The organism is Parafrankia elaeagni, from assembly GCF_000374165.1.
GTDB classification, from domain to species: Bacteria; Actinomycetota; Actinomycetes; order Frankiales; family Frankiaceae; genus Parafrankia; species Parafrankia elaeagni.
Map to the genome: position 1 here is coordinate 392,794 of NZ_KB893670.1, position 25,582 is coordinate 418,375.

16 protein-coding genes and 2 riboswitches are annotated in these 25,582 nt (G+C 73.5%); of the genes, 7 read left to right on the top strand and 9 right to left on the bottom strand.

What is annotated here, in order from left to right; genetic code table 11:
• The first annotated feature begins 47 nt into the window (after positions 1 to 47).
• On the top strand, positions 48 to 809 hold the full coding sequence (locus B207_RS0101660) for a TetR/AcrR family transcriptional regulator (protein ID WP_035739695.1): 762 nt from the start codon (positions 48 to 50) through the stop codon (positions 807 to 809).
• 162 nt (positions 810 to 971) lie between these two features.
• Here the strand turns inward: B207_RS0101660 and B207_RS0101665 are convergent, their stop codons facing one another.
• The gene (locus B207_RS0101665) at positions 972 to 2,042 is read right to left on the bottom strand and encodes a glycosyltransferase family protein (RefSeq protein WP_018634768.1); all 1,071 of its coding nucleotides are present in this window, start codon (positions 2,040 to 2,042) and stop codon (positions 972 to 974) included.
• A 560-nt stretch (positions 2,043 to 2,602) separates the two neighbouring features.
• On the opposite strand from B207_RS0101665, the gene B207_RS0101675 reads away from it, so the two are divergent.
• From B207_RS0101675 to B207_RS0101690, 4 genes are all read left to right on the top strand, one after another.
• Positions 2,603 to 3,739, top strand: a complete 1,137-nt coding sequence (locus B207_RS0101675) for a cysteine--tRNA ligase (protein WP_018634769.1) — start codon at positions 2,603 to 2,605, stop codon at positions 3,737 to 3,739.
• A 365-nt stretch (positions 3,740 to 4,104) separates the two neighbouring features.
• Entirely contained in the window at positions 4,105 to 5,721 is a 1,617-nt protein-coding gene (locus B207_RS0101680; protein ID WP_018634770.1) for a GGDEF domain-containing protein, read from the top strand.
• Positions 5,722 to 6,232: 511 nt separating this feature from the next.
• A complete protein-coding gene (locus B207_RS0101685; protein ID WP_018634771.1) occupies positions 6,233 to 8,833 on the top strand; it encodes an MMPL family transporter in 2,601 nt (866 codons plus the stop codon).
• 171 nt (positions 8,834 to 9,004) lie between these two features.
• The gene (locus tag B207_RS0101690; RefSeq protein ID WP_018634772.1) at positions 9,005 to 10,513 is read left to right on the top strand and encodes a class I SAM-dependent methyltransferase; all 1,509 of its coding nucleotides are present in this window, start codon (positions 9,005 to 9,007) and stop codon (positions 10,511 to 10,513) included.
• On the opposite strand, the gene B207_RS0101695 is transcribed toward B207_RS0101690, so the two are convergent.
• The 4 genes from B207_RS0101695 to B207_RS36620 form a co-directional block, all read right to left on the bottom strand.
• Positions 10,514 to 10,966: a MaoC family dehydratase gene (locus B207_RS0101695; protein WP_018634773.1), complete on the bottom strand. Its 453-nt coding sequence runs from the start codon at positions 10,964 to 10,966 to the stop codon at positions 10,514 to 10,516. It lies immediately after the preceding gene.
• A 78-nt stretch (positions 10,967 to 11,044) separates the two neighbouring features.
• The gene (locus B207_RS0101700) at positions 11,045 to 11,800 is read right to left on the bottom strand and encodes an FkbM family methyltransferase (protein ID WP_026310556.1); all 756 of its coding nucleotides are present in this window, start codon (positions 11,798 to 11,800) and stop codon (positions 11,045 to 11,047) included.
• 283 nt (positions 11,801 to 12,083) lie between these two features.
• Positions 12,084 to 15,122, bottom strand: a complete 3,039-nt coding sequence (gene gcvP, locus B207_RS0101705; protein WP_018634775.1) for an aminomethyl-transferring glycine dehydrogenase — start codon at positions 15,120 to 15,122, stop codon at positions 12,084 to 12,086.
• Positions 15,123 to 15,319: 197 nt separating this feature from the next.
• Positions 15,320 to 15,429: riboswitch (glycine riboswitch) on the bottom strand.
• 3 nt (positions 15,430 to 15,432) lie between these two features.
• Positions 15,433 to 15,525, bottom strand: a riboswitch (glycine riboswitch).
• 118 nt (positions 15,526 to 15,643) lie between these two features.
• The gene (locus tag B207_RS36620) at positions 15,644 to 15,886 is read right to left on the bottom strand and encodes a hypothetical protein (RefSeq protein WP_154675072.1); all 243 of its coding nucleotides are present in this window, start codon (positions 15,884 to 15,886) and stop codon (positions 15,644 to 15,646) included.
• Positions 15,887 to 16,190: 304 nt separating this feature from the next.
• Between B207_RS36620 and B207_RS0101715 the strand changes: the two genes are divergently transcribed.
• Positions 16,191 to 17,819 carry a serine/threonine-protein kinase gene (locus B207_RS0101715; RefSeq protein ID WP_018634777.1) on the top strand — a complete coding sequence of 543 codons (1,629 nt, stop codon included), beginning with the start codon at positions 16,191 to 16,193 and terminating at the stop codon, positions 17,817 to 17,819.
• 129 nt (positions 17,820 to 17,948) lie between these two features.
• On the top strand, positions 17,949 to 18,626 hold the full coding sequence (locus B207_RS0101720; RefSeq protein WP_195905217.1) for an enoyl-CoA hydratase-related protein: 678 nt from the start codon (positions 17,949 to 17,951) through the stop codon (positions 18,624 to 18,626).
• A gap of 23 nt (positions 18,627 to 18,649) precedes the next feature.
• On the opposite strand, the gene B207_RS32085 is transcribed toward B207_RS0101720, so the two are convergent.
• From B207_RS32085 to B207_RS0101740, 4 genes are read right to left on the bottom strand one after another with little or no spacing between them, the layout of a single operon-like run.
• Positions 18,650 to 19,894, bottom strand: a complete 1,245-nt coding sequence (locus B207_RS32085; protein WP_051102306.1) for an acyl-CoA thioesterase — start codon at positions 19,892 to 19,894, stop codon at positions 18,650 to 18,652.
• On the bottom strand, positions 19,878 to 22,397 hold the full coding sequence (locus B207_RS42250) for a transglutaminase domain-containing protein (protein ID WP_018634780.1): 2,520 nt from the start codon (positions 22,395 to 22,397) through the stop codon (positions 19,878 to 19,880). The genes B207_RS32085 and B207_RS42250 overlap by 17 nt, the downstream gene beginning before the upstream one ends.
• A complete protein-coding gene (locus tag B207_RS0101735; RefSeq protein WP_018634781.1) occupies positions 22,397 to 24,103 on the bottom strand; it encodes a DUF58 domain-containing protein in 1,707 nt (568 codons plus the stop codon). The genes B207_RS42250 and B207_RS0101735 overlap by 1 nt, the downstream gene beginning before the upstream one ends.
• On the bottom strand, positions 24,100 to 25,074 hold the full coding sequence (locus tag B207_RS0101740) for an AAA family ATPase (RefSeq protein WP_018634782.1): 975 nt from the start codon (positions 25,072 to 25,074) through the stop codon (positions 24,100 to 24,102). Before B207_RS0101740 ends, B207_RS0101735 begins: the two co-directional genes overlap by 4 nt.
• Positions 25,075 to 25,582 lie beyond the last annotated feature (508 nt).

The following is a 25,582-nucleotide window of genomic DNA, read 5'->3' on the forward strand; positions in this document are numbered from 1 at the left end:
GTTCTCGAAAGTTGACACCGATCGCGACCGGGACCCAGCATGGTGCGGTGACCCATCCCGTCCCACGTCGCGAACGCATCCGCCAGACGACGATCGACGAGATCAAGACGGTCGCCCACGAACAGCTCGCTGAGCACGGGGCGGCCGCGCTCTCGCTGCGTGCCGTCGCGCGCGCGATGGGGATGACCCCGTCCGCGATCTACCGGTACTTCGACAGCCGGTCCGCGCTGATCTCCGCACTCGCGCGGGACGCCTACAGCTCACTCGCCGACACGCTGGAGGCCGCCTTCCGCGCCGCCCCCGCCGACGACCAGATGGTGCGCTGGCTGCTGGTCGCCCGGTCACACCGACGCTGGGCGAAGACGCATCCGACCGAGTACACGCTGATCTTCGGCCCGCGGCCGGCCGACCTCACCGGCCGCCCCACCGCCGTCCAGAACGAGGTGGAGCGCTCCGTCGCGGTGCTGTTCCGGTGCATGCAGGAGGTGGTCGAGGCCGGCATCGTCGACCTGGGCGTGCTGGACGCCGAGCTGTCACCCGGCCTGCGCGCGCGGTTCCAGGAATGGGACTGCACCGACCTGGGCCCGGCCGCCGAAGCCGCCTGCATGCTGGTGTGGACGCAGCTGCACGGCCTGATCGCGCTGGATCTGTTCGACCATCTGCCGCCACCGCTCGCCGACTCGGCCGAGCTGTTCGACCAGCAGATGATCGGCGCGCTGGTCCGGATCGGCCATCGCGGCCCGGTCGACTTCGCCGAGGTGATCAGGCGCGCCGATCTCACCGAACAGCACACGCTCGCACCGACCTGACATTCGCCGGGCCGCTGCCGCGTCGCACCGGCCCGATGCCCGCTGCCGGGCCCCGGCCGATGCGCGCCGCCCGGCTCCGGCCGATGCGCGCCGCCCGGCTCCGGCCGCCGTCGCGTCGGTGCGACGCGGCGGCGGCCGGAGCCGTGCCGCGGCAGGGGTTCGTCAGGCGGAGGCCCGCATCCGCCTGCCGAGGGTGTCGAGCGCGGCGCGGCGGGCGCTCTTGATCTCGGGAAGCCGCGCCTGGTAGGCCGACGCCGTCGCCAGCGGCTGGTAGAACCCCAGCCGTGGGACGAAGTCGATCTCGTCGTAGCCGGGTGGGCGGTGCAGAGCGTAGGTGCGTCCCGGGAAAAGGAGGTCGTAGTTGTCGGCAATCTGCCAGATGGCGACATGGGGATCGAGTCGGCGCCGCTGGAAGTAAGCCTCCAGGACGTCGATTGTGAAACTGATCTCGTGGAACTGCTTCACCAGGTTGTGGTAGTGCTGACCGACCTGGTACTTGATCGGCAGCTCAACCTGGAGACAGTCCGCGTAGTCGAGAAGGTCGAGGGCGAGAACCTTCAGGGAGGTCTCCACCCCGTAACCGCGGGAGAACGCGAGCGCCGCAAAGACGTCGGCGTCGATGACGAACTCCCCGATCAATGGCTGGATTGTCCGCGTGATGGACGGCACATAACGAGCGAGTTGCTTCGAGAGCAACGACCGGAGCATCTCCGTCGTACGCCCGCCGGGCTGACCGTCACCGGTCACCCTGCGCGAACTCCCATTCACGAAAAGCGGGGCGTTCCCAGCCGTGGCCGCGGCCGCGAGCACACCTACCGTGGTCGGGTCATAACTTTCGAGGTCGGCGTCATGGAAAATGAGGCGGTTACCGAAGGCCAGATAGGCAAGACTGCGCATCGCGCCGGCCTTGCCGCCGACCGTGGCCGCCTCACGCCCCGCATGGCGCTCGAGCACGGACTGGCCGCGGACGACCCAGCTCGCACCCGCCTCGGTCGCAATGCGGACGAGATCGTGCTCGTCCCCGTCCGACGAGGGGTCGACGACGACTCCGATCTCGTCGAGGACGCTGCGCTCCTGCATCCAGCGTTGCCGGTTGAGCGCGATGATGGTCCCGAGCGTTCGCGCCGCCTCCGGCCCGCGTGCGGGTATCAGCAGACTGAGCGTGACGCCTTTGTTGAGCTTGTCCACCTCGATCGCGTCGAGGTCGAGGGTGGTGGGTTCGAGCGTTCGCACGGACGCCCCTCTCTCGAGGCCTTTCTTGGTTACGACCAACCCCCCAGGCCGACCACGCCCGCGCAGACGTGGACGGCGGAACACCAGATGGTCCGTGTACCGCGTGAACCATCCAGGCGAAGCTTTCCGGGCAGACGCCCCCAGGTCAACAGGGCGTCCTTCCCACCCTCCCTTGTTAAGCCTTTTCGCGACCCCCGATCCCCCCCGGGATCGATCGGCCCGCGGACTGGCCGATCAGGTGGCGAGCCCCAAAGTATGGATGTTGCGCGACGGATCGTCACTCCCCCGGATGAGTCCTTCGGGCGGCATCTACGCCCGGCGGGGGGCGCCGGGCGGGCCACGGCTTCCCCGTGGGGGTCCGGCAGGTCAGGACGCTCCGGCCGCGCCGGCCCGTCCTGGGCTGGATCCCCTGCCCTGAACGGTCTACCCGGGAACTGTCCGGATGACCCCCGGCGGGTCCGGAAACGTCCCTGGAACCCGATGTCGCCGCTGGTAGTGGACCTGGGCACTGTCCTCATGAGGGCCCGGCAGCCCGATCGCATTGGTGGCATGCTCAGGTGATGGATGTCGCACTGGACCCGATGCGCCCCGATCTCCGGCTCGCCGGATCGCCCCTCCCGGTCGTGGGTCGGGCCCGGATCTACGTGTGCGGTATCACACCGTACGCGGTCACGCATCTCGGCCATGCGGCGACCTATCTGTGGACGGACCTCGCCGTCCGGCTCTGGCGTTCCACCGGTGTGCAGGTGGAGCTGGCCCGGAACATCACCGATGTCGATGACGCGATGTTCACCGAGGCACGCCGATTGGGCATGCCGTACGACCAGGTCGCGTCGATGCAGCGGTTCGCCTTCGACCGCACCATGGTGGCCCTCGGGATCCGCCCGCCCGACCACGAGCCGACGGCACGCGCCTCCGTCTCGCGGGTGATCGAGCTCGCGGTGGCCCTCCTCCGCTCCGGCGATGCCTACGAGCGCAACGGCAGTGTCTACGCCCGCGCGGCCCAGGCGGCGGAAAGCGCCGGGATCGACCGGGCGGAGGCAGTCAGGCTCGCCGCCGAGTACAACGACGAGCCGCACGATCCGGAGCGTGACGACCCACTCGACGTGGCGGTCTGGCGGGCAGCCACACCCGGGGGCGACTTCCCGAGCTGGCCGAGCCCCTGGGGCGCCGGCCGGCCGGGCTGGCACGCCGAGTGCGCGGCGATGGTCCTGTCGACCTTCGGATCCAGCGTCGACCTGCACGCGGGCGGCGCGGACCTGCGATTCCCCCACCATGCGGTGGAGGCGCTGCTCGCCGAGCGCGCCACCGGCGTCCGCCCGTTCGCGCGCGCCTGGCTGCACTCCGGGACTGTCCGGGTCGGCGGTGTGAAGATGTCCAAGTCGCTGGGCAACCTGGCCTACGTCGACGACCTGCTGACCCGGCACGAGCCGGCCGCGCTGCGGCTGCTCTGCCTCGCCCGCCCGTGGGGCCTGGACTGGGACTTCGACGAGGCGGCGTTCGAGGCGGCCGAAGCCGACCTGGAACGGCTCTACACCGCCGCGGCCCGGCCCGGCAGCAGCCGGGACGGCCTGGCCGCCGCCGAGATCGACGCCGCCCTGCTCGACGACCTCGACACCGTCCGGGCCCGGGAGGTCGCGCTGGAGGCGGGGGGCGGCGCCGCCCGGCGCTTCATCTCGGTGCTGGGGCTCGTCTGATCTCCGCCCTGTCACCGGCCGGCGAGAACCCCGCGGAGTGCGACACAAGACTCAGACAAAAGGTTGCACCCTGCGTCAAATGATCGTTTACACGCAGCTACCATCGAAACAGCTTCGATGTCACCCAGGTCCGGGACCGTCGAACCAAAGCCGCCCCATCAGGCCGAAACGACACAAAGGGTGACGATCCAAGCCGGCAGGGTGGTCTTGCGGGCGGTGGGCGGCAGGCGTGGACCGCGCCGGTACCCGGCCCGCGCGCCCCTGTCACCGGCGCATCCCCCGACCCGGCGTTCGTATTCGGAGAGCCTGCACATGGCCCGGTCACTCCCGTCCGGTGCGCGGCGGCCGGCGCCTCCTGGCATCCGGTGACCGTGCGACTGCCCCCACGTCCGTCCCGCACGCCGCCCGACCCGCCACCGGCCGTCACACCACACAGCTGGGCCTGGTATCTCGCCGGCGGCCTGGGCCTGCTCGCCCTCTTCTGCGCCGCCCCGTCGAGCGGCGCGCCGTCGGTGCTACGCACGATCGCGTCCCTGCTGGTCAGCAGCTCCGCGGTGGTGGCGGTCCTGATCGGGGCGCGCCTGCGGCAGCGGCCGCCGGCCCGCCCGCCCTGGCTGCTGTTCGCCGCCGCCGAGGCAGCGGCGGCGCTGGGCGGCGTTCTGCTCCACGGGGCGCACCACCTGCTGGACCGGCAGGGCTTTCCCGGGCTCTGGGACGTCGCCTTCCTCGTTCAGTACCCGCTGCTGGTAGCCGGGGCCGCGATGCTGGGCCGGCGGCGGGGCGCGGCCGACGGGCTCACCAACATCCTCGACAGCCTGACGATCACCGTGGCCGGTGCGCTCGTCGCCTGGATCTATCTGGTCGCCCCGCGGCTGTCCACCGAGCAGGCGCTCCTCGTCCGGCTGCCGGCACTGGCATACGCGTTGCTGAGCCTGGCGGTCCTCGCCGCCGGTCTGCGCCTGCTCCTGAACGGCAGGCCGCGCGCAGTGTCGTACTACCTCCTTCTCGGGCATCTCGCCGCCGTGCCGGCCGCCGCGGTGCTTTACGTCCCCCGTCAGCTGGACGGGACATACCAGGTCGGCGGGCCTCTGGAGATCATCGGTATGGTCGGCGCGCTGCTGCTCGGTACCGCCGCGCTGCATCCGAGCGCGGGCGACGTCACCGCCGGGCGCCCGCGGACGGGCACCGTGCTCTCCGTGCCGCGGCTGCTCGCGCTCACCGCGGCGGCACTGGTGGCGCCGGTCGTGCTGACGGTGCAGAGCCTGCGGGGGCAGACCGACGGGCTGGTCGTGGTGGCCGTCTCCAGCGGGGCGATGTTCGTACTGATCATCTTTCGGATGGCCGGCCTGGTCGCCGACCAGCACCAGGCCGCGATCACGGACGGGCTCACCGGCGTGCACACCCGTCGCCACCTGGAAGGCGAGCTGTCCGCGTCGGTGGACCGCGCGCTGCGTCACGGCAGCCGCCTCGGCCTGTTCCTGATCGACGTCGACCACTTCAAGGCGATCAACGACCGGTTCGGACATCCGTCCGGCGACGACGTCCTCGTCGAGGTGGCGCGCCGGCTGCGAGCCGCGACCAGGCCAGGTGACGTGCTGGGCCGGTATGGCGGCGAGGAGTTCGCGGTGGTCGTGACGGACCTGCGTGAGGCGGACCTCGCGGCCGTCGGGGAGCGGCTGCGCCGCCAGGTCGGTGCCGAGCCGATCCGGATCAGCGCCCGGACGTCCGGCGAGCCGGCGCCCGCCGGGCAGGTTCCGGGCGGCCCGGCCCAGGATGACCAGATCGTGACGGTGACGGTGTCGGTCGGAGTGGCGGTCGTGCCCACCCACGCCGCGGACGCGGCCGGGCTGGTCGCCGCTGCCGACAGCGCGCTCTACGAGGCGAAGGCCGGGGGCAGGGACAGGGTCACGATCAGCGGCCGGCCCGCCCCGCCCGCGGCCGAGGGGCAGCTCGCCGGCAGAGGGGCCTCCCGCCCCCTCTGAACCGCCGGCGCGGGGAGGCCCGGACGGGCACCGGTGGACGTCGCCTGCGCGACATCCCGGCCGCGTGACGTGCCGGCACGCGTGGCCGGCCACTTCGGCCAGGGATGCAATGCGCAACTTGTCCAGTTAAGGCCGGTTTCGCGACGTAGTGTTCGCACAGGGTGCAGCCGCACCGCGCCGACCGGTGAAACCTCGATCCTCCCACTGGTCGGCAGCGCCGGATGCACCGCCCCCTGGCGGACCACCCTGCTCCACCACCCCCTGCCACCACCCTCTGCTGCTGCACCAACCACCGGACCTGCTTCCTGGTCCCCGCACCATTCCCGAAAGTCCGCGTCACCCCACCGCCCCACATCCACCCCAAGCCCGCCGCCCGACCGGGTAGCGGGGGCGGCGGGAACCGCTGGGCCGTCGGAGCCGGTCGCGCGGCGCGCGGCAACGAGGCGGCGCGTCGCCCGACCGGAGCTGACGGCCCAGCGGAGTTATCGGCCAGCGGAGTCGAGGAGGACTGATGTCCGGGTTGCTCTACCGGATCGGCGCTGCCGCGGCCACCCGGCCGTGGCGGGTCATCGGGATGTGGCTCGCTGCCCTCGTCGTGGCTCTCGGGCTCGCAGCCGGTTCCGGAGGAAAGCCCCACGACGACTACGACGCCCCGTCGACCGCGTCGCAACACGGGACCGACCTGCTGCGGGCGAGCTTCCCCACGCTCGCCGGCGCGGACGCCCGCGTCGTCGTGCACGACCCCGACGGCACCACCCTGGACGCCGGCCTGCTCGGCACCGTCCAGGAGCGTCTCGCCGCGCTTCCCTCCGCGATGGTGACCGGCCCGCCGCAGATGTCCCAGGACGGCGACACCGCGCTGTTCACGATCCACTACCGGCAGCCGGTCGCCGACATGGACGCGGAGCAGGCACTCGAGGAGATCTTCACGGCCTCGACCCCCGCGACCGACCAGGGCCTGCAGGTGGACGTCGGCGGCCAGGTCTCGGAGAACCTGCAGAAGGTCGACGGGCAGGCCGAGGCGATCGGCGTCGGGCTGGCGCTGTTCATCCTCCTGATCGCTTTCGGCTCCCTCGTCGCGGCCGGGGTGCCGATCGCGGTGGCGCTCGTCGGGCTGGGCATCGGCGGCTCGGCCATCACCCTGATCGCGACGGTCACCAACGTCAGCTCGATCGCGCCGTCGCTGGCGTCGATGGTCGGGATCGGCGTCGGCATCGACTACGCGCTGCTCCTCGTCACCCGCCACGTGGAGGGTCTGCGGTCCGGGATGTCGGTGCGGGAGGCCGCCGGCCGCGCGAACGCGACGGCCGGGGCGTCGGTCGTCTTCGCCGGCCTCACCGTGATCATCTCGCTGTCCGGGCTCCGGCTCGTCGGCCTCAACACCTATGTGACGACCGCCTTCACCACGGCAGCCGTTGTGATCGCGGTCGTCCTCGTCGCCGTCACGCTGGTCCCCGCGCTGTGCGGCCTCGCGGACCTGCGGGTGCTGCGGCGGCGGGCGCACGCCGAGATGCTCGCCGCCCGCTCCCTGGCCCGGTCGGGCGCCGTCACCGCGGCGGCGGGCTACGCGGCCGGCGGCGCACCGGCCGCGCCGCAGCGGGGCCTCACCGCAGCCTGGGCCAGGCGTATCGGGAACCGCCCCGGCCCCTGGGCGCTGGCCGCGCTGACCATCCTGCTGGTCCTCGCCGCCCCCATTCTGACCATGCGCACCTGGCCGCAGGATGCGGGCAGCCAGCCGGTCGACGTGACCCAGCGCCGCGCCTACGACCTGATCACCGCCGAGTACGGGCAGGGCGCGAACGGTCCGCTGCTGCTGGCCGTCGACCTGGCACAGGTCCCGCAGGAGAGTCTGGCGGGACTGGGCACGACGGTCGCCGCCGTCCCCGGTGTCGCGGCCGTCGCCCCGCCGGCGATCGCCCCGAGCGGCACCGTGGCGGTGATCGAGGTGGTGCCCACCACCGGCCCGAGCGACGCCGCATCGTCCGATCTGGTCGCCCACCTGCGGGCCGACGTCCTCCCGCCGGGGGTGTACGTCACCGGGACGACCGCGATCTTCGCGGACCTTTCCGACCTGCTGGCGGAACGCCTGTGGTGGGTGGTGGGCTTCGTCGTCGGGGTCTCCATCCTGCTGCTGACCATCGTCTTCCGGTCGCCGGTGGTCGCCCTCAAGGCGGCGGCGATGAACCTGCTGTCGATCGCGGCCGCGTACGGCGTGGTGACGGCGGTGTTCCAGTGGGGGTGGGGAACCGACCTGCTCGGGCTGCCCCACAGCGTCCCGATGTCCAGCTGGCTGCCCGTACTGATGTTCACCGTCCTGTTCGGGCTGAGCATGGACTACGAGGTCTTCCTCCTCTCCCGGATCCGGGAGGACTGGCTCGCCACCCGTGACCCGCAGGGCAGCGTGGTCCGCGGCCTCACCTCCACCGCCCGTGTGATCACCAGCGCCGCGCTGATCATGATCGCCGTGTTCGCGGGGTTCGCCCTCGACCCGGACGTCACCGTGAAGATGGTCGGCGTCGGCATGGCCGTCGCGGTGCTGGTCGACGCGACGGTGATCCGTCTGGTGCTGGTGCCGGCGACGATGGCGCTGCTCGGCCGGGCCAACTGGTGGCTGCCACGCGGGTTCGACCGCATGCTGCCGCAGGTCGACATTCACGGGGAGCGTTTCGGTCACCGCCCGGCCACCGACAGCGGCGGTGACGGCGGCAGCGGCGGCGGGGCGGGCGGCGGCTCCGGCGGCCGGGACCGGGACCGGGACGACGGCAACGGCCGTGACGGCGGGATCAGCGCGAACGGCGGGGGCGACGGCAGGGGCGACGGCAACGGCGGCCACGGCGGCGGAGCCGCCAGCCGGGGCAGCACCGGCGGCGGGAAGGGCGGGGGGAAGGGCGACGCGGCCGACCGGGAGCCGCAGGCCGCCGGCGGTGGGCCCGCACCCGGCCGGCCGACCGCCGACGGGGGTGGCGCCAGCCAGGGGGCCAGCCCGAAGGCGGGTGGGACAAACCATCACAAACATCCTTCGGGTACCACGATGGCCGGTTCAGGCATCCCCACACAGGTCTCCACGGACCCGGTCGACCAGGCGGCGAAGGGCCGCGAGTTCCAGCGGTGAGTTTCCGTTTCCGCAGGTCAGCACAGGTGGAGGCGGGTTGCGGTTAGCACCTTCGGCTGCCTGGTTAACCCCGATTCGGGCGGCGGAATGGGTGGTTCTGCCCTGATTAGCTGAGACGCCACGAGGCAGAAACGTCGCCCCAGGCGGCACGGCGGAAGAGGGCTACGCGGCGTGGACGGGACCACCAGGGACGGGTTCACCGTGGACGGGATCGCCGCGGACGGGATCGCCGCGGACGGGATCGCCGCGGACGGGATCGCCGCGGACAGGCGCGCCGCGGACGGGATCGCCGCAGCGACGATCTCCATGGATGGGTTCACCATCCGGGGGATCACCGTGGAGCGGATCCTGCCGCACGGGACCCCTGGACGGGACGATGACCCGGTCGAGATCCCGGTCCAGGCCTCCCGCGCCCGGCCGGTCCCCCACCACGTCCCCCGTCCCCGGCCCGCGCAGCGGGCACACCGGACCCATCTCGGGCGGCTCGGCCGCCCCGGGCCGACGGGGCGCACCAGCCAGACCGGCCACACCGACCGTGCCTTCGCAGACCTCGAGCCCGCGGGCCTCGGGCGGCTCGGCCTCGACATCCGGCGGCTTGAGCTGCGCGCGTTCGACGAGGATGTCGTCGAGCCGGCTGTGCCGGGCCTGGGCGACCACAGGCCCGCCGGCGAGGCGGGCCGCCCGGCCGACCGCCACGCCGTTCTCGCCTCACCCGGTGAGGCGGCTCCAGCCGACCAACGGACCACGGCCGGTGACCGGATCGGTCCGGCCGCCGCGGGTGCCCTGCCGGGTGAGGACCTGCCGGGTGGGGACCTGCCGGGTGGGGACCTGCCACCCGCCTTCGAGGTCTTCGACCGGGCGGCGCGCGACTACGACGCCGACATCCACGGTGTGCCGTTCTTCCGCCCGCTGGGCCGCACGCTGGCGAGTGCGGCGGGTATCCGGCCCGGCGACGACGTGATCGACCTCGCCTGCGGGCGCGGAGCCGTCCTGTTCCCGGCAGCCGAGGCGACCGGGGCGACCGGCTCCGTCCGGGCGTTCGACCTGGCGCCGACCATGGTCGAGCTCACCGCGGCCGACGTCACCGCCCGCGCGCTGCCCTGGGTCGAGGTGGAGGTCGCCGACGCGGCCGAACCGCCGGCCGAGCCGGGCAGCGCCGACGTCGTCCTCTGCGGCATGGGGCTGTTCCTGCTGCCCGACCCGACCGCGGCGCTCGCCCGCTGGCGCGGCCTGCTCCGGCCGGGCGGGCGCCTGGCGGTGAGCGTCTTCGGCGCGCCGGACCCGCTGTGGGACCGGCCCGACTACCCGCTGCGCCGCGCCACCGGGACTGGCGCGGCGCAGCGCCGCCCCGGCCTCGCCATCCTGGCCGAGGGAGCGCTCGGCGAGGCCCTCACGGCAGCGGGCTTCACCATCACCGGCGACGACCTGGTCGCCACCGACCTCGTCTTCCGGGATGTGGAGCACTGGTGGCGCTGGGCCCGGGGCACCGCCGTCCGGTCGATGCTGGAGAAGGTCGACGACGCCGACATCCCGGCGATGATCGACGATCTGACCCGGTGGCACGCGCCTTCGGTGGACGCCGGGGGCCTGCACTGGCGCCCGACCGTCCGCATCGTCACGGCCACGGTGGGCATCGCGGCCGCGGGCACCATGATGGTGGGCGGCCCCGACTGCCGGTGATCAGTACAGGTACCGCACCACCGATTCCGCGACGCAGGCCGGCTTGGTGGCGCCCTCCAGCTCGATGGTGACCTGGTTGACCACCTGCACGCCGCCCTTGACGTCCTCGATCGAGAGGTTCCGGACGACGCCGCGGACCCGCGAGCCGACCGGGACCGGCTGGGGGAAACGCACCTTGTTCAGCCCGTAGTTCAGGGCCAGCGAGATACCGGTGACCGGGGCGGTGTCCGCCACGATCACCGGGAGCAGCGACAGGGTGAGAAAGCCGTGGGCGATCGTCGTCTTGAACGGGCCGTCCTTCGCCCGCTCGACGTCGGTGTGGATCCACTGCCAGTCACCCGTGGCCGCGGCGAAGTTGTTCACCTGCTCCTGAGTCACCTCACGCCAGGGGCTGGTGCCGAGCTCCTGGCCCTGAAGCTTCCTCAGCTCGTCGATTCCGTCGATCGTCGCCATGGCGCGAGTATGGCGAAGCCGCCGGCGACGCGCCTCACTTCCGGCAACCCGGCCACTGTGTCAGGCCGCTGCCACTAATCAGGCGTGGGCGACGAAGTTGAAGCGGTTGCCGCTGTCGAAGGTGCGGCGGAAGGTGCCGAGGGTGTAGGGGCCGGTGCCGTCCATGTCGAAGATGCGCAGGCCGAGGTCGCCGTCGATGAGGCGGTACATGTCCTCGGCCGAGGTCCCGTACTTGCGCGCGGCGGCACCGAACTCGAAGATCACGTACGGGCGGTTGGTGGCGAGCAGCTTCTGGCCGCCCTTCAGCACGCCGTACTCCGCACCCTCCACATCTATTTTGATCAGGTCGAGGCGGTGCTCGGGCGGGAGCGTCTCGTCCAGCACCTCGACGACGACCTCGATCTGCTCGACGTCCTCGGCGCCGGCCGCCGTCCGCTGGCGCAGCCCGCTGTAGGCCGGTCGGCTGCGGACGTAGGCGAACGGGCTCACACCGGCCTTCTCCGCCAGCGCCGCCTGCTTCAGCGTGACGGTCGGGAACTCCAGGCAGAGGTACTCGAACAGGTGCGGCAGCGGCTCGTAGGCGATGTGCTCGCCGCGCGGGGCGTGCAGCACGATCGACTTGAGCACGTCACCGCGGTGAGCACCGACGTCGATGCAGTTCGAGTCCTCCTGGAGCACGAAGGACAGCAGCAGGGCGAGGTGCTGGTCGTCGATCGCGTTGCGGCGGGCGCTGGGCAGCACGGTGCGCCGGACCAGCTTCAGAGCCGGCCCCAGCCCCAGCTCGACCGCGGTCTGGCGGAGCTGACCGAGCTGCTTGTTCATCTGCTCCTGCATCGCGGAACGTCCCCTTCGCGAGCCGTCCGTCCGGCCCGGGCCCCGGGCCAGCCACAGGCTGACCGCCGGGCCCGGACCAGCCGGCTGGATGTCCGGTGCCTGGCCGGTGCCGTCACATGAGCACACCGGCCCTGCCGTCGTGCCAATTGTGACAAGTCGCCAGACGCCACCCAGCGCCACCCCCACCGCAGACACGACCAGGCACAGCACACGGCCGTCCTCACACCGGAGGAACTGATATCGAGAGTGGCCGGCGCAACGAACTACCCGATCCGTGGCCCGGTCAGGCGGTGACCAGCTCCGCCCCGGAGTCGAAGGCCTCGACCGGCGGGCAGGTGCAGACCAGGTTGCGGTCCCCGTAGGCGCCGTCGATCCGCCGCACCGGCGGCCAGTACTTGGCGGCCCGCAGCGAGGCCACCGGATACGCGGCCACGGATCGCGGGTACGGGTGCGCCCACTCGTCCCCGGTCACCATCTCCGCCGTGTGGGGGGCGTTGCGCAGCGGGTTGTCCTCCTTCGGCCAGACCCCGGCGCCGACCTTCGCGGCCTCCGCCCGGATCGCGATCATCGCGTCGCAGAACCGGTCGATCTCGCCGCGGTCCTCGCTCTCGGTCGGCTCCACCATCAGCGTCCCCGCCACCGGGAACGACATCGTCGGCGCGTGGAACCCGTAGTCGATCAGCCGCTTGGCGATGTCGTCCACGGTCACGCCGGTCTCCTTCGTCAGCGGCCGGAGATCGAGGATGCACTCGTGCGCCACGAGCCCGTTACGCCCCGTGTAGAGGACGGGGTAGTGCGGCGCGAGCCGGCGGGCGATGTAGTTGGCGTTGAGCACCGCCACCGAGGTCGCCTCCCGCAGCCCCTGGGCCCCCATCAGGCGGATGTACGCCCACGGGATCATGAGGATGCCGGCCGAGCCCCACGGGGCCCCCGAAATGGGTCCCACCCCGGTGGAAGGGCCGGCCTCCGGGCGCAGCGGGTGGTTCGGCAGGTAGGGCAGCAGCTTCTCGCCGACCGCCACCGGCCCGACCCCCGGCCCACCGCCCCCGTGGGGGATGCAGAACGTCTTGTGCAGGTTGAGGTGGCTCACGTCGGCCCCGAAACGCCCCGGCTTGGAGAGCCCGACCAGGGCGTTGAGGTTCGCACCGTCGACGTAGACGAGGCCGCCGGCATCGTGCACCACCGCACAGGCTCGGGCGATGCCCTCCTCGTAGACACCGTGCGTCGACGGGTAGGTGACCATGAGGGCCGCCAGCGCCGGCGCGTGGGTCGCCGCCTTCGCCGTCAGGTCGTCCAGATCGACGTTGCCCTCGTCGTCGCAGGCGACCACGACCACCCGCATTCCGGCCATCGCCGCGCTCGCCGCGTTCGTGCCGTGCGCCGACGACGGGATCAGGCACACGTCCCGGACGGTGTCGCCCGCGGCAGCCCGGTCACGGTGGTACGCACGGATGGCCAGCAGACCGGCGAGCTCGCCCTGACTGCCGGCGTTCGGCTGCACGGAGACGGCGGCGTACCCGGTGATCCGCGCGAGCCACAGCTCCAGATCCCGGATCATCGACACGTACCCGGCGGCCTGGTCCAGTGGCGCGAACGGGTGGATGTCGGCGAAGTCGGGCCAGGTGACAGCGGCCATCTCGGTCGTCGCGTTCAGCTTCATCGTGCAGGAGCCGAGCGGGATCATGCCCCGGTCCAGCGCGAAGTCGACGTCGGCGAGGCGCCGCAGGTAGCGCAGCATCGCCGTCTCGGACCGGTGCGCGTGGAACACCGGGTGGGTCAGGAAGGGCTCCGCGTCGCCGCGGGCCAGCGGCGCCGGCAGTGCCGGCAGTGCCGTCGGCAGTGCCGGCCCGCCGCCCGTTCCGGGGGTGTCCACGCCGAACGCGGCCCAGACGGCGCGCAGGTCGGCCTCGACGGTCGTCTCGTTGCAGGAGACGCCGACATGGTCGTCGTCGACGAGCCGCAGGTTCACCCCGTGCGCGAGAGCATCCGCCACGACCTGGCCCGCTCGGGCGGGTACCCGGACGAGCAGCGTGTCGAAGAACTCGCTGTGGACGATCTCCACGCCGCCGCCGCGCAGCCCCGACGCCAGCCGCGCGGCCAGCCCGTGCACCCGGCCGGCGATCCCGGTCAGCCCGTCCGGACCGTGGTAGACCGCGTACATCGAGGCCAGTACCGCGGGGAGCACCTGGGCGGTGCAGATGTTGCTCGTCGCCTTCTCCCGGCGGATGTGCTGCTCCCGGGTCTGCAGCGTGAGGCGGTAGGCACGGTTGCCCGCGGCGTCCACCGAGACGCCGACGAGCCGGCCGGGCAGCATCCGCTCCAGGCCCGTACGAACAGCGAGGTAGCCCGCGTGGGGGCCCCCGAAGGAGAGCGGCAGCCCGAACCGCTGGGTGGTCCCGACGGCGATGTCCGCCCCGAGGCGGCCCGGCGAGCGCAGCAGCGTGAGCGCGAGCAGATCGGCGGCGACGGTCACCACGATCTCCCGCTCGCGCGCCTGCGCGATCACGCCCCGGAGGTCCCGCACCTCCCCGTCCGCGCCCGGGTAGGACAGCAGCACGCCGAAGACGTCCGGCAGCACGTCGGACGCGCCCACCGCCGCCGGGACCGCGGCGGCGGCCTCGCCCGGGGCGGGCGAGGGCCGGGCCGTGAGGCCGTCCCGGAGGTCGGCGGCCAGGACGGTGATACCGAGAGCCTCCGCCCGGGTGCGGACGACCGCGATCGTCTGCGGCAGCGTGTCCGCGTCGATCAGGAAGGTCGAGCGCTTCCCCCGGGTCGCCCGGTAGGCGATCTGCATCGCCTCCGCCGCGGCGGTGGGCTCGTCGAGCAGCGACGCGCCCGCGACCGCGAGCCCGGTGAGGTCCGTGATCACCGTCTGGAAGTTGAGCAGGGCCTCCAGCCGGCCCTGGGAGATCTCGGGCTGGTACGGCGTGTAGGCGGTGTACCAGGCAGGGTTCTCCAGCACGTTGCGCTGGATCACGCCGGGCATGACCGCCGGGTGGAAGCCCAGGCCGATCATGGACGTCACCCGCCGGTTGCGGCCGGCCAGCGTCCGCAGCTCCGCGAGCACCTCGGTCTCGTTGACCGCCGGGGGCAGATCGAGCTCGGTGTCCCGGATGGCGGCCGGCACGGCGGCGTCGGTGAGAGCGGCCAGCGAGCCCAGGTCGAGCAGGTCGAGCATCGCCATCCGGTCGGCGCGGTCGGGGCCGATGTGGCGGTCCGCGAACCGGACGGGCTCCTGCGTACCGTTCGCCACGGTGGAGGCCGTCCGAGGCAGTGGCGCGCCCTGCTGGCGGCCCGGCCCGGTCGGGGGGGTGGCTGACACGCCGTTTCCCGCACCTGCCGGGGACGGGCCGTCAGCGTCCGTATGCTGTGCGTGACTCGATGACACCGCGGTCGAGGTCACCGCAGTCGAAGTCTCAGTGCTCATCGTCGCTGCGCTCCGGAGGTCGTGCGAACGCCAGCGGGAGACCACCGCCGGGGCGGCTGCGGTCCCCCACCCGCGTCGCGGCGGGCCTCCCCCTCTGTCATCGGCCTGAGAGCTTCGCCGACCAGCCGTGCTCCCGGGAGAACCGGAGGCACGGGGTCGGCTTGCACCGTCGGCGGGACGCCGGAGCGTCCGCTTTTCAGAGTCGCCTGACCCGGCGGTCTTGGGCCTGAGAGTTTGCGGGGAGTTCTTGCTCCTTCGGCGCTCCGAGCCAGGCCCGGAGCTCTCCCGCACGGGTGTGAGCGGCGCGATGTGCAGTTGTCGGCCCCGAGAAGACTCGGGCGTTCAGCAAGCCAGGCTAACCGGCCGTGCAGCGTCCTGCCAGCCATCCCGCCCTCCTGCGGCCGGGTGGTGACGCGCTACACACCCGTCGGCTGACGCGCCCCGTCCCGGTGGGCGTCCCGGAACTTCGCGGCCTCCTCCTCGCTGCGCGCGCCGCCCCGTTCCCCCTCGAAGAAGGTCGTGGCGACCCGGTCGTGCGACGTCTGGTCCGTCACCTGGCGGGCCATCTCGTCGTCCGAGACACCCTCCCCCGCCGGATGGGCCGGGACTCCCCTGGTTCCCGCGGCTTCACTCCCGCCCTTTCTCACCTGGTGTGACATGTCCGTCCTCCCGACATCCGGGGCCGTTGCGGCCCGCGCGACCCGGACCGGCCACAACGGCCCGATCGGATCCCGCCACCTGTCGACATGCCCGGACCTGGCCCTCGTCACCCGCGCGGGCCTGGGCGTCCAGCCCCTCCCGCGGCGCAGGACCGCTCCGACCTGGCCTCGCGGCCCGCGGCCCGCGGCCTGACGCCCGGCACCCGGCGCACCGGCGCACCGGCGCACCGGCGACGGAACACGCACTATCACCCCGTGTACCGTCATCGCCGACGATCTGCGTCCCAACTACCGGACAGCCAGGATGATCAGCGGTTACCGATTCCTCCACGACCTCGGCCAGGGTGGGTTCAGCACCGTCTATCTCGCCGAGCAGGAGATCTTCGAACGGCGGGTCGCCGTGAAGGTCATGCATTCCGACCTCCGCGACCCGGACGCCCGCCGACGGTTCGTCCGCGAGTGCCGCGCCACTGGGCGGCTCACCGGAAATCCCCACATCATCACCGTGTTCGATGCCGGGACCACGACCGATCACCGGCCCTACATCGCGATGGAGTACCTCCCGGCGGGAACCCTGCGTGACCGGGTGAACAAGATCGGGCCACTCCCGGTCCGCGAGATGGTGACGCTCGCGCTCCCGGTCGCCCAGGCGCTCGACGCCGCCCATCAGCAGGGCATTCTGCACCGGGACCTGAAGCCCGCGAACATCCTGCTACGCGGCCCGGAACACCCTGTCCTCAGCGACTTCGGCATCGCCAGCATCGCGGAGGGCCGGGAGGCGGTGACGGTCTCGGCGGCCTTCACCGCCGGGTTCGCGGCGCCGGAGGTCATTCTCGGCGAGCAGCCGGAGCGGTCCTCCGACGTCTTCGGGCTCGGCGCGACGCTGTTCGCCCTGCTCACCCAGGCCACACCGTTTCCCGGCCGAACCCCGACGGAGATCTACCACCGCATCGTCTCGGGCGACATGGCGCCCTTCGGCCGGGCGGATGTGCCGCCGGCGCTCGAGGACCTGCTGCGCGCGATGCTCGCGCCCGAGCCGGACCACCGGCCCCTGCTGGGAGAGGTCTCCACCGGGCTCGGCGCCGTCCTCACCGCGGTGGGCGGCGAGGCCGGCCCCCCGGCCGGGCTATCCCGTGATCCTCTGTGGCGCGAGCCTCCTGCGCGGGACGAGGCACCCACAGCCGCCGGCCCCGGGTCGGAGCCCGGTCAGCGGGCCGGGGCCGGGGTCGGTCACCGGTTCACGGGACGCCCTCCCGGGCCCGTACCGCCCGACACCCGCCCGGATCCCACCAGCGGACGGCGGCTGGCGACAGCCGTCGCCGGCACGGCGGCGCTGCTGACAGCACTCGTCGCCGCGGTGTGGCTGTTGACCCCCCGATCGGGCGGTGCGGACGATGCTCTCGGGGCAGGGCAGGCCGGCGGGCCCCGCACGTCGACGCCGGGGCCCGTCACCGTGTCGCCTCAGCCCCCCGCGGTGACACCGCCGGGAACAGCCCCCATCCCGACCTCCTCCGGTTCGGGGAGCGCCTCGCCGACGACCACCGCCGCGGCGAGCGCGCCGGTCTGCACTCCCCAGCGCACCCGGAAGACCGACTACCAGCGCCGGACGTTCACACGGCTGTACATGTGCGCCACCAGCGTGGGCTCGGAGGTGTACGCGAACATCGCCGCCGCGGCGCCTGACTCGCCCGACGACTCCGGTTACATGGACCGGGACTCCCAGGTCTGGGTGATCTGCCAGGTCGAGGGCCGTGCCAACCCCGATCTCGGCGGGCGCCAGAACACCTGGTGGCTCTACACCAAGGGCGACCGGCCCACCCGGAACGCCTTCGGCTACCAGGACTCGTGGGGCTATCTTCCGGCCACCGCGGTGGCCTCCGCCCCGGACGGCGAGCCCGTCCCGGACGTCGCCAGGTGCCCGGGCCTGTACTGACGCGGCGGTCGTAGCCAGCCACCGCCGCGCACCGACCACCCTCCACGTGGGCGGCCCACTCGGCATAGTCAGCGGAGGAGAATGCCATCCGGCGCGCCGGCGCCGGGACGAGTGCGCGAGGAGCAGCAGGTGTCAGGACTCGACCGCGACGGTGACGTGTTCCTTCTCGACCTGGGCGCCGCGGAGAACCGGCTGAACCCGTCGTCGCTGGCCGCGCTGAACCTGGCCCTCGACGAGGTGGTGGCCGCTCCCGCGCCGAAGGCCCTGGTCACGACGGCTTCGGGCAAGTTCTGGTGCAACGGGTTCGACCTCACCTGGATGACCGCGAACCCCGGGGAGATCGAGCCGTTCATCCAGTCGGTGCGGGTGCTGTTCGCCAGGTTCGTGACGCTGCCGCTGACGACCGTCGCGGCGGTCGGCGGGCACGCCTTCGGCGCCGGGGCGGTCCTCGCCCTGTGCCACGACCAGCAGGTCATGCGGGCCGACCGGGGCTACTTCTGCCTCCCCGAGGTCGACATCGACATTCCCTTCAGCGGGGGGATCACCGACCTGATCCGCTCCCGGATGCCCACCCGCACCGCCCACGAGGCGATGACGACGGGACGCCGGTACGGCGGCGACGACGCGCTGACCGCCGGGATCATCGACGGCGTGGCGGACCAGGAGAAGGTGCTGCCCACAGCGGTCGCGATGGCCAGCGCACTGACCGGCAAGGCATCCCCCACGCTGGGGACCATCAAGTCGAGGCTGTACGCCACCGCGGTCGCCGGGCTGATCGCCGGGGAGGCCGTGGAGATCCCGATCTGAGCGGTGCCGCGCCGGTCGCGGCATCAGTCGGGCGCCGTGTCCTGACTGGCGGAGGCCACCAGCCTGCCGTCCCGGCTGAAGAACGTCGCGCGGGTCAGAGTCCGCTGCCCTGATCCGGACGGGCTGTCCCGCACGACGAGCAGCCACTGGTCGGCGCGGAACGGCTGGTGGATCCAGATCGCGTGGTCCAGGGCCGTGAGGCGCCCGGACCCGCCCGCGTGACCGCCTGTGCAACCGTCCCCGTCCCCGTCCCCGTGACCGCCGGCGGGCGGGCCGGCGAAGACCGTCCGCATCTGGCGGGCGAAGGCAGTCGTGACGTGGTCGGCGAGGAGGACCAGCGCGCCGGCGTGCACCGGGGGGTCGTCCGGCAGCGTCTGGTCCAGCCGCACCCAGGCCACCGGGCGGACGGCCTCCCGCGGCCCGGACCCGGCCGGTTCACCCGTGACGGAGCGGACGTCGATGAGGCTCTCGGGCACATCCCGCCGCCCAGGTACGTCCCGCCGCCCGGGCGCACCGGGCCCGGGGCCACCCTGGCGGAGGGCGACGGTCGCGTCGCCGGATCGCCCGCGCGGGCCACGCAGCCCACCCAGCGTGGCCTCCGGATCGTCCAGGTGGTCCAGGTGGTCCAGGTCCCGCGGGGGTGGCACGCGCGGGGCGCGCAACTGGTGACCGGCCGGCCCGCCCGGCCGGTACAACAGCGACATCACACAGACCACCTGGCCGGCCTGCACGCCTGTCACCCGCCGGGTCGTCGTCCCGCCGCCGTCGCGGACACGGTCGACGAGGTAGACGATCGAGGTCCGCGCCCGCGCCGGCTGGGGAAAGTGCGCGTGCAGCGAGTGGAACGGCCGCCCGGCCGCCACGGTGCGGGTGGCGGCGAGCTGGGCCTGCACCGCGATGAGCCCGCTGTGGACGGGGAAACGCTCCTCACCCGGCCATCGGGCGCGGAACACGTCGCGGTCGATGTCCTCGATCGCCGCGAGGTCGAGGAAGCTGGGCCGGCCCGAGGCCCGGGCAGGGCTGTGCCCGCCCGGGCGACCGGCCGGCTCCGGGAACGGGAGCCGCTCGGGTGCCCCGGCGCGTTCCGGCGGCACGGCGCGTTCCGGCGGGCGTGCCCGACGGCCGACCCGGTCCACGGTGATCCGGATCGGGGTCACCTGCAGTGATCTGACCAGGCCGGGCCCGCCCCGCCGCGGGCGAGGCGCCTCCGGCCGGCCCTCTCTCAGGTAGCCGGTGTCGACGCCGGCGGGGTCATGCCGGGGAGGCAATGCGGTCCCTGTCCGGGGCGGAGCCGGCCGGGCTCCCACCTCCGCCGGACGGGTCGTCCCGGCCGGACAGGTCCTCGTCCCTGCCCGGCAGGCCCGTCGCCACCGCCGCCACCGCCGCCACCGCCGGTGCCCGCAGACCGCGCAGACCGCGCAGACCGGCGCGCACCGTCGCCGGCGCCAGTGCCCGCAGGAGTGCCCGGCGGATCCGGCGGGCGTGACCACGGCGGTCCTCGCCTCGCCGCAGCGAGCGTTCGATCTGGTCGAGCCGCCGCCAGGCCTCCGCCGCCGTGCGGGTCCCGGGTTCGCCGTCCCAGTCCAGCGCGCCGGCGGGAGCGAAGAGAGCGAGGGTCACCAGATCGGCCAGACCGGCGAGGTCCGTCTCGATGGCAGGCCCCACCCGGGCGGTGGCGGCGAGCCGCGCGACCTGCCCGGGGCTGGCGGCCGCCGGGACGGGGACGGCGGCGTCGGTGAGTGCCTCGATCGCGCCCTCCCAGGCGGCGACCACCCGGGTCCGTGCGCGGGCGGCATGCCGGAGGCGGCGGCGGGCCTCGGCGGCCAGCAGGGCCAGCACGAGATACAGCACCGTCACGCCGCCCAGGGCCAGCCCGGCCGGCGTGACCCACGGGGGCCAGGCACCCACGCTGTCGGACCGTTCCCGTCGCCCCCGGTCCGCGGCGCCGGCGTCCCCCTCCGTTTCGGGGGCGGCGGCGCTCTCCGTGCCTGTCGTGCCGGCCGCGGCGACGGAACGCAGCGCGACGTCGATGAGCTCCGCCTGCTCGGGGCTCTCGCCCTGGTTGGAGCCGGCGACGCTGGCGCCCCGGGCGTCCGCGGCCCGCGGGGTCGGGAAGAAGGGCAGCCAGCCGACGCCGTCGAAGCGCACCTCGGCCCAGGCAAGGGCGTCGGAGCCGTGCACGCTGCGGCTTCCCCCGTCCGGGGCCGGCGGCGCGGTGAACCCCACCACCAGCCGGGCCGGCAGGCCCAGCAGGCGCGCGGCCAGCACGAACGTGGTCGCGAACTGCTCGGACGTCCCGCGCCGGGTGTGGCCGAGGAAGTGCTCGATGTGCCCGTACGCATGGCCGGGCGGGACAGCGGGGTCGAAGACGAAGGTGGCGCTCAGGTACTGGCTCAGCAGCGCGGCTCGCTCGAAGGGCGTCCGTCCCCGGGCGGTGGCGAGTTCCGCCATCTCCCCCAGGATCGGCGGCGGATCCGCGGGAATCCCCAGATCGGGGTCGGCACCGGCCGTTCCGGAAGGGCCCGTCGGAGCCGGGGAGCCGGCGGACAGGCTGCTGATCGCCGCCGGGTCGGGGGCCGGCGCCGTCCTCGTCACGATCTCGAATCGCGTGCCGGCGGCGAGCGGACGACCACCGAGCAGCATCCCGCTGTCCGGATCGACCTGGGCGCCCGGTGGTCCGCTGGTCGGCCAGCCGTACGACGGCAGCATCAGCCCGCGCAGGCCGACCACGTCGACGGTCTGGCTCACCGCGTCCGCCCGGCGGTCCGCGCCGTCCCCGCGAGACGGCGCGATCGGATCCCCCGCGCGGACGAAACGGGCCGAGGAATGCCAGGTCACGCCGTCGTAGGAGTCGAGGACGGCGAGCCGGAAGGTCACCGGCTGGTCGGGGCCCGGACCGTTGATCTCGGCCCGGAACAGCACCTCGTCCGGATGGGCGGTCCAGCCGCTCAGCGCGGCGAGCGGGCTGATGCCGGCGGCGTCAGCCGGCCGCACCGAGCGGTGGTCCCGCGGGTCGACGGGATCACCGGCCCGGCCCGCGCCCAGAACCGTGACAGTGACGAGGACACTCGCGGCCAGAACCGTCGCCGTGGCACCGGCGCCACGGGCCCACTGCCAGGCCAGGTCGTTCCGGCCCGTTCGGGGCATCCTCGTCAGGAGGTAGACGGCGGTGATCGCCACCAGAGCCGCCGCCTGGGGCAGATTGCTCCCCGGAGCGGGCAGGGACACCGCCGTCGCGGCCACCAGGGTGAGCGCGGCCGGAAGCGCCGGGGCGAGGGACGCCCGGGTCCGCAGCGTCAGTTCCGCGCCGAGGGCCGCCGCCAGCCAGGTCGGCGCGAACGCCACGATCAGCAGGTCGGGGTCGGCCGGTGCTGGAGCGGCCACATCGAGCAGCCGTGCCCAGCCGTCGACGACCCCTGTCCGGACCACGGCGAGGCGGGCCGGAAAACCGCCTGTTCCGGCTGCGACGGTGTAGGCCGTCCAGACGATGAAACCGATCACCCAGACGGGCACGGTTATCGCTGGCGAGGCGAGCCGCCGCCGCCGCCGGGACCTGACCTGGACCGACCCGAGCAGGCCCACCAGGATGACCGGCAGCACGGCCGCGACCGGCAGGGGAACCCACAGGTCCCGGGCCGGAAACAGACGGGTGAAGCCCGACCCCCCCACGAGCGCGAGGGCCGCCACGAGCACCAGCTGAACAGCCCGGCGCCGCGGGCCCCCGGGCTCGCCACCATCTGCCAGGTCGGTCTTCGAAGCGGCGCCGAGCATCACGGCATCGCCCGGCAGGGCGGCGTCGGAATCGCCGGAGCAGTCCGGGCACCGGTCAACGCCGGAATGAGTGGGACTGTCACCGGCCCGGTCGGGCGGGGGTCCTCGGATACGGCCTCGCCTGCCGCCGGGGCGGCCGGGGCGGCCGGGGCGGCCGCGACCACGGACAGTGCCGCGCGGGCTGGTGGCCAGGAGGCTGGTGGCCAGGAGGCCGGCGGCAGCGCCGGTGGGGCGGGCCAGACCTGTCGCAGCTCGGCGGAGGTGGCCAGGTGGAGCACCCGGACCTGGCCCCCACCGGCGGCACGGGGAGCCACCGGCGGGAGGGGCGAGCCGGCCCAGTCGGTCTGGCCCACCCGGGCGGGGTGCCCCGCCGGCCCGGACGGGTCGGACTGACCTGACCGGGTGCCGTGAGCCTGCTGGTGTCGTCCCGCCGAAGCGGCGCTGGAGCGCAGCCGAGGCCGGCCGGCCGGGGTGCGCCGGCCCAGCGCACGGGCGGCGGCCTCGCTGCGCGGCCCCATCCGCAGGACGATCACCTGGCCGAAGGCGCGAGCGACCGGTGTCAGGGCCGCCATGGCATCCCGGCCAAGTGCTCCGGTGACCAGCACCAGGGTGCCGACCGGGCCGCGGCGCAGGGTGCGCAGCACGTCCAGGCTCTCGCCTCCGTCGGTGCGGATGGCGGCGAGTTCGTCGAGGAGCGAGTCGACGTCGGCAGCGCGGCGGCGGCCTGTCATCCGCACCCCGCCCGACGTGACCAGACGGACGCTGTACGCGTTCCGGGCGCAGGCGAACACTGCCGACGCCGCCGCGTCGACGGCGTCCTCGAAGACCGCTGCCCCGACCGGGCCATCCGGATAGGCGCAGCGCCGGGTGTCGAGAACGACGGTGGAGGCTGGTTCACTCGGATCGACGTGGGTGCGCACCATGAGCGTCCCCAGCCGGGCGCTGGCGGCCCAGTGAACGAGGCGCAGGTCCTCCCCGGGGGTGTACTCACGCAGGGTGTGGAACATCAGACCGCCGGCCGTGCCATGCCCGCTCTGGCCGTCGGGGTCCCGGGCGGGGGCGGTCGGCGGCGGAACCAGCGGATGGGCCCTGGGGCGGACCCGCAGCGTCACCGCCGAGCCAAGGCACTGCCGCCGGTGCGCCAGCCCGAACGGGTCACGCCGGTCGACCCAGGAGGGCCCGATCCGGGTCACTCCCCGCCTGGTCGTGTCGAGGGGGAGCACGATCTCACGGGAGGCCCCGCCGCGGAGCCTTCGGACGTCCACAGCGATGGGTCGCGGCGCCGGCCCGGCTACCGGCCCGGCTGACAGTGCGGCCCCGTCCGGCGACACAGCCCCGTCCGGCGGCACCGCACCGCCGGGCGGTGGTGAGTCGGCTGCTGAGGACGGGTCCAGCGGTGCGGCCGGCAGGTACAGCGCGAACGGGGGAGCTGTCCACCGGGAGTGGTTCACGACTGTGATGACCAGGGCGGCCGCGTCCCCACGGGTGGCCGAGGCGGTGGTCAGCCGCAGTTCGACCCGCACCCGCGGCGGGCGCACGACCATACCGGCGGCGATGAGCAGCGCTGTCGCGCCGGCGCCGGCGAGCAGCACGAGCTCGGGGTAGTGCAGGAGCGCGGCCGCCGTGCCGAACGCCGCGGTCGCGGCCAGCAGCCCCCACGCGCTCGCCGTGATCCGCGGCAGCCGCTGAACGGTCGGCGCGCTCACGCGCCGACGAGACGCCGAGGCGAGGGGACCGAGTCCAGGACCTCGGCGACGACGTCCTCGGCGCTGACCCGGCGAAGCTCGGCCTCGGGGCTCAGCACGAGGCGGTGCGCGAGGACGGGGCCGGCCAGGATCTGGACGTCGTCCGGCGTGACGAACGTGCGTCCGACCGAGGCCGCACGGACCTGCGCCGCCCGCAGCAGCGCCACGCTGCCCCGGGGGCTCGCGCCGAGACGCACCACGTCATGGCGCGTTCGGGTGGCGGCGACCACCCGGACGATGTAGCGCCGCATCTCCGGCGCGACATGGACGCCCAGCGTCCGTTCCGCGTGGGTGACGACGTCCTCCGCCCGCATCACCGGGCGGAGGTCCTCGACCCTCCGGCCGACCTGCCGGCCCTCCAGGATCTCCAGCTCGGCGTCCAGGGTGGGGTAGCCGATGCGCAGGCGCAGGAGGAACCGGTCGAGCTGGGCTTCGGGCAGGGTGTAGGTGCCGTCCATGTCCACCGGGTTCTGCGTGGCGATCACCATGTACGGCAGCGGAACCGGATAGCTGGTCCCGTCGACCGTGACGTGGCGCTCCTCCATGACCTCCAGCAGGGCGGACTGCGTCTTCGGGGACGCCCGGTTGATCTCGTCGCCGATGACGAGATTGGCGAAGACCGGCCCGGGGCGGAACCTGAACTCGCCGGTCCGCTGGTTGAAGACGTTGGTGCCGGTGATGTCCGCCGGCAGCAGGTCGGGGGTGAACTGGACGCGGTGGCAGCCGGCGTTCACCGACGCTGCCAGGCAGCGGGCGAGCGTCGTCTTGCCCAGTCCGGGGACGTCCTCGACCAGCAGGTGGCCCTCGGCGAACAGGCAGACGACGGCAAGCTCCACCGCGGCCCGCTTGCCGCGGATCACCTGTTCGATGTTGGCGACCACGTCCTCGAAGGCGATCGAGAACGGGATGGTCCGATCGGGGCTGACCGTCATGCCCGAACCTCCCTGGGTGCGCAAGGCCTGGTGCTGGGGCTGGCGTGCTGGGGCTGGCGTGCTGGGGCCGAGCTGGGCTGTGTGCCGGGGCTGGGCGATGAAGGCGGGTCGTGCCGGTCCAGGGGGAGTGACCGGCACGACCCGCTACGGGCAGCGGGGGGAGCTGCCCGGGAACGGCCGGCTCCGGGGCGCGCCTCCCGCGGCTGGCCGCCAGTGCCCACCGACACCGCCGGTCAGCACCACCTGACGGTGTCGCTGGCGACCGCTGCCGCGGCGTCGCTGCCACGGAGCCGAACCGTTCCGATGCGATAGACGACGGAGTCACCGGATTCGTTGTCCCCATCCCGGAAAATGTTGTTGTTACCGTGACGAGGGTTACACCCCCCAGTCGGGGCCTGGACGGCCTTCGCCCACACGGGGAGCGACGACGGTCGCCCGATGTCACGCTCCGGCCAAATCGGGTCGCAACCCGTCGGCGATGCTGAGCGTCAGACCTGTCGACGGGCAA

Excerpts from the sequence above, each read along its gene's own strand:
- B207_RS0101695 (WP_018634773.1), bottom strand. The coding sequence starts at position 10,966 with ATGGCGACGATCGACGGAATCGACGAGCTGAGGAAGCTTCAGGGCCAG.
- B207_RS36620 (WP_154675072.1), bottom strand. The coding sequence starts at position 15,886 with ATGTCACACCAGGTGAGAAAGGGCGGGAGTGAAGCCGCGGGAACCAGG.
- B207_RS0101700 (WP_026310556.1), bottom strand. The coding sequence starts at position 11,800 with ATGCAGGAGCAGATGAACAAGCAGCTCGGTCAGCTCCGCCAGACCGCG.
- B207_RS42250 (WP_018634780.1), bottom strand. The coding sequence starts at position 22,397 with ATGCTCGGCGCCGCTTCGAAGACCGACCTGGCAGATGGTGGCGAGCCC.
- B207_RS0101685 (WP_018634771.1), top strand. The coding sequence starts at position 6,233 with ATGTCCGGGTTGCTCTACCGGATCGGCGCTGCCGCGGCCACCCGGCCG.
- B207_RS0101715 (WP_018634777.1), top strand. The coding sequence starts at position 16,191 with ATGATCAGCGGTTACCGATTCCTCCACGACCTCGGCCAGGGTGGGTTC.
- B207_RS0101740 (WP_018634782.1), bottom strand. The coding sequence starts at position 25,074 with ATGACGGTCAGCCCCGATCGGACCATCCCGTTCTCGATCGCCTTCGAG.
- B207_RS0101675 (WP_018634769.1), top strand. The coding sequence starts at position 2,603 with ATGGATGTCGCACTGGACCCGATGCGCCCCGATCTCCGGCTCGCCGGA.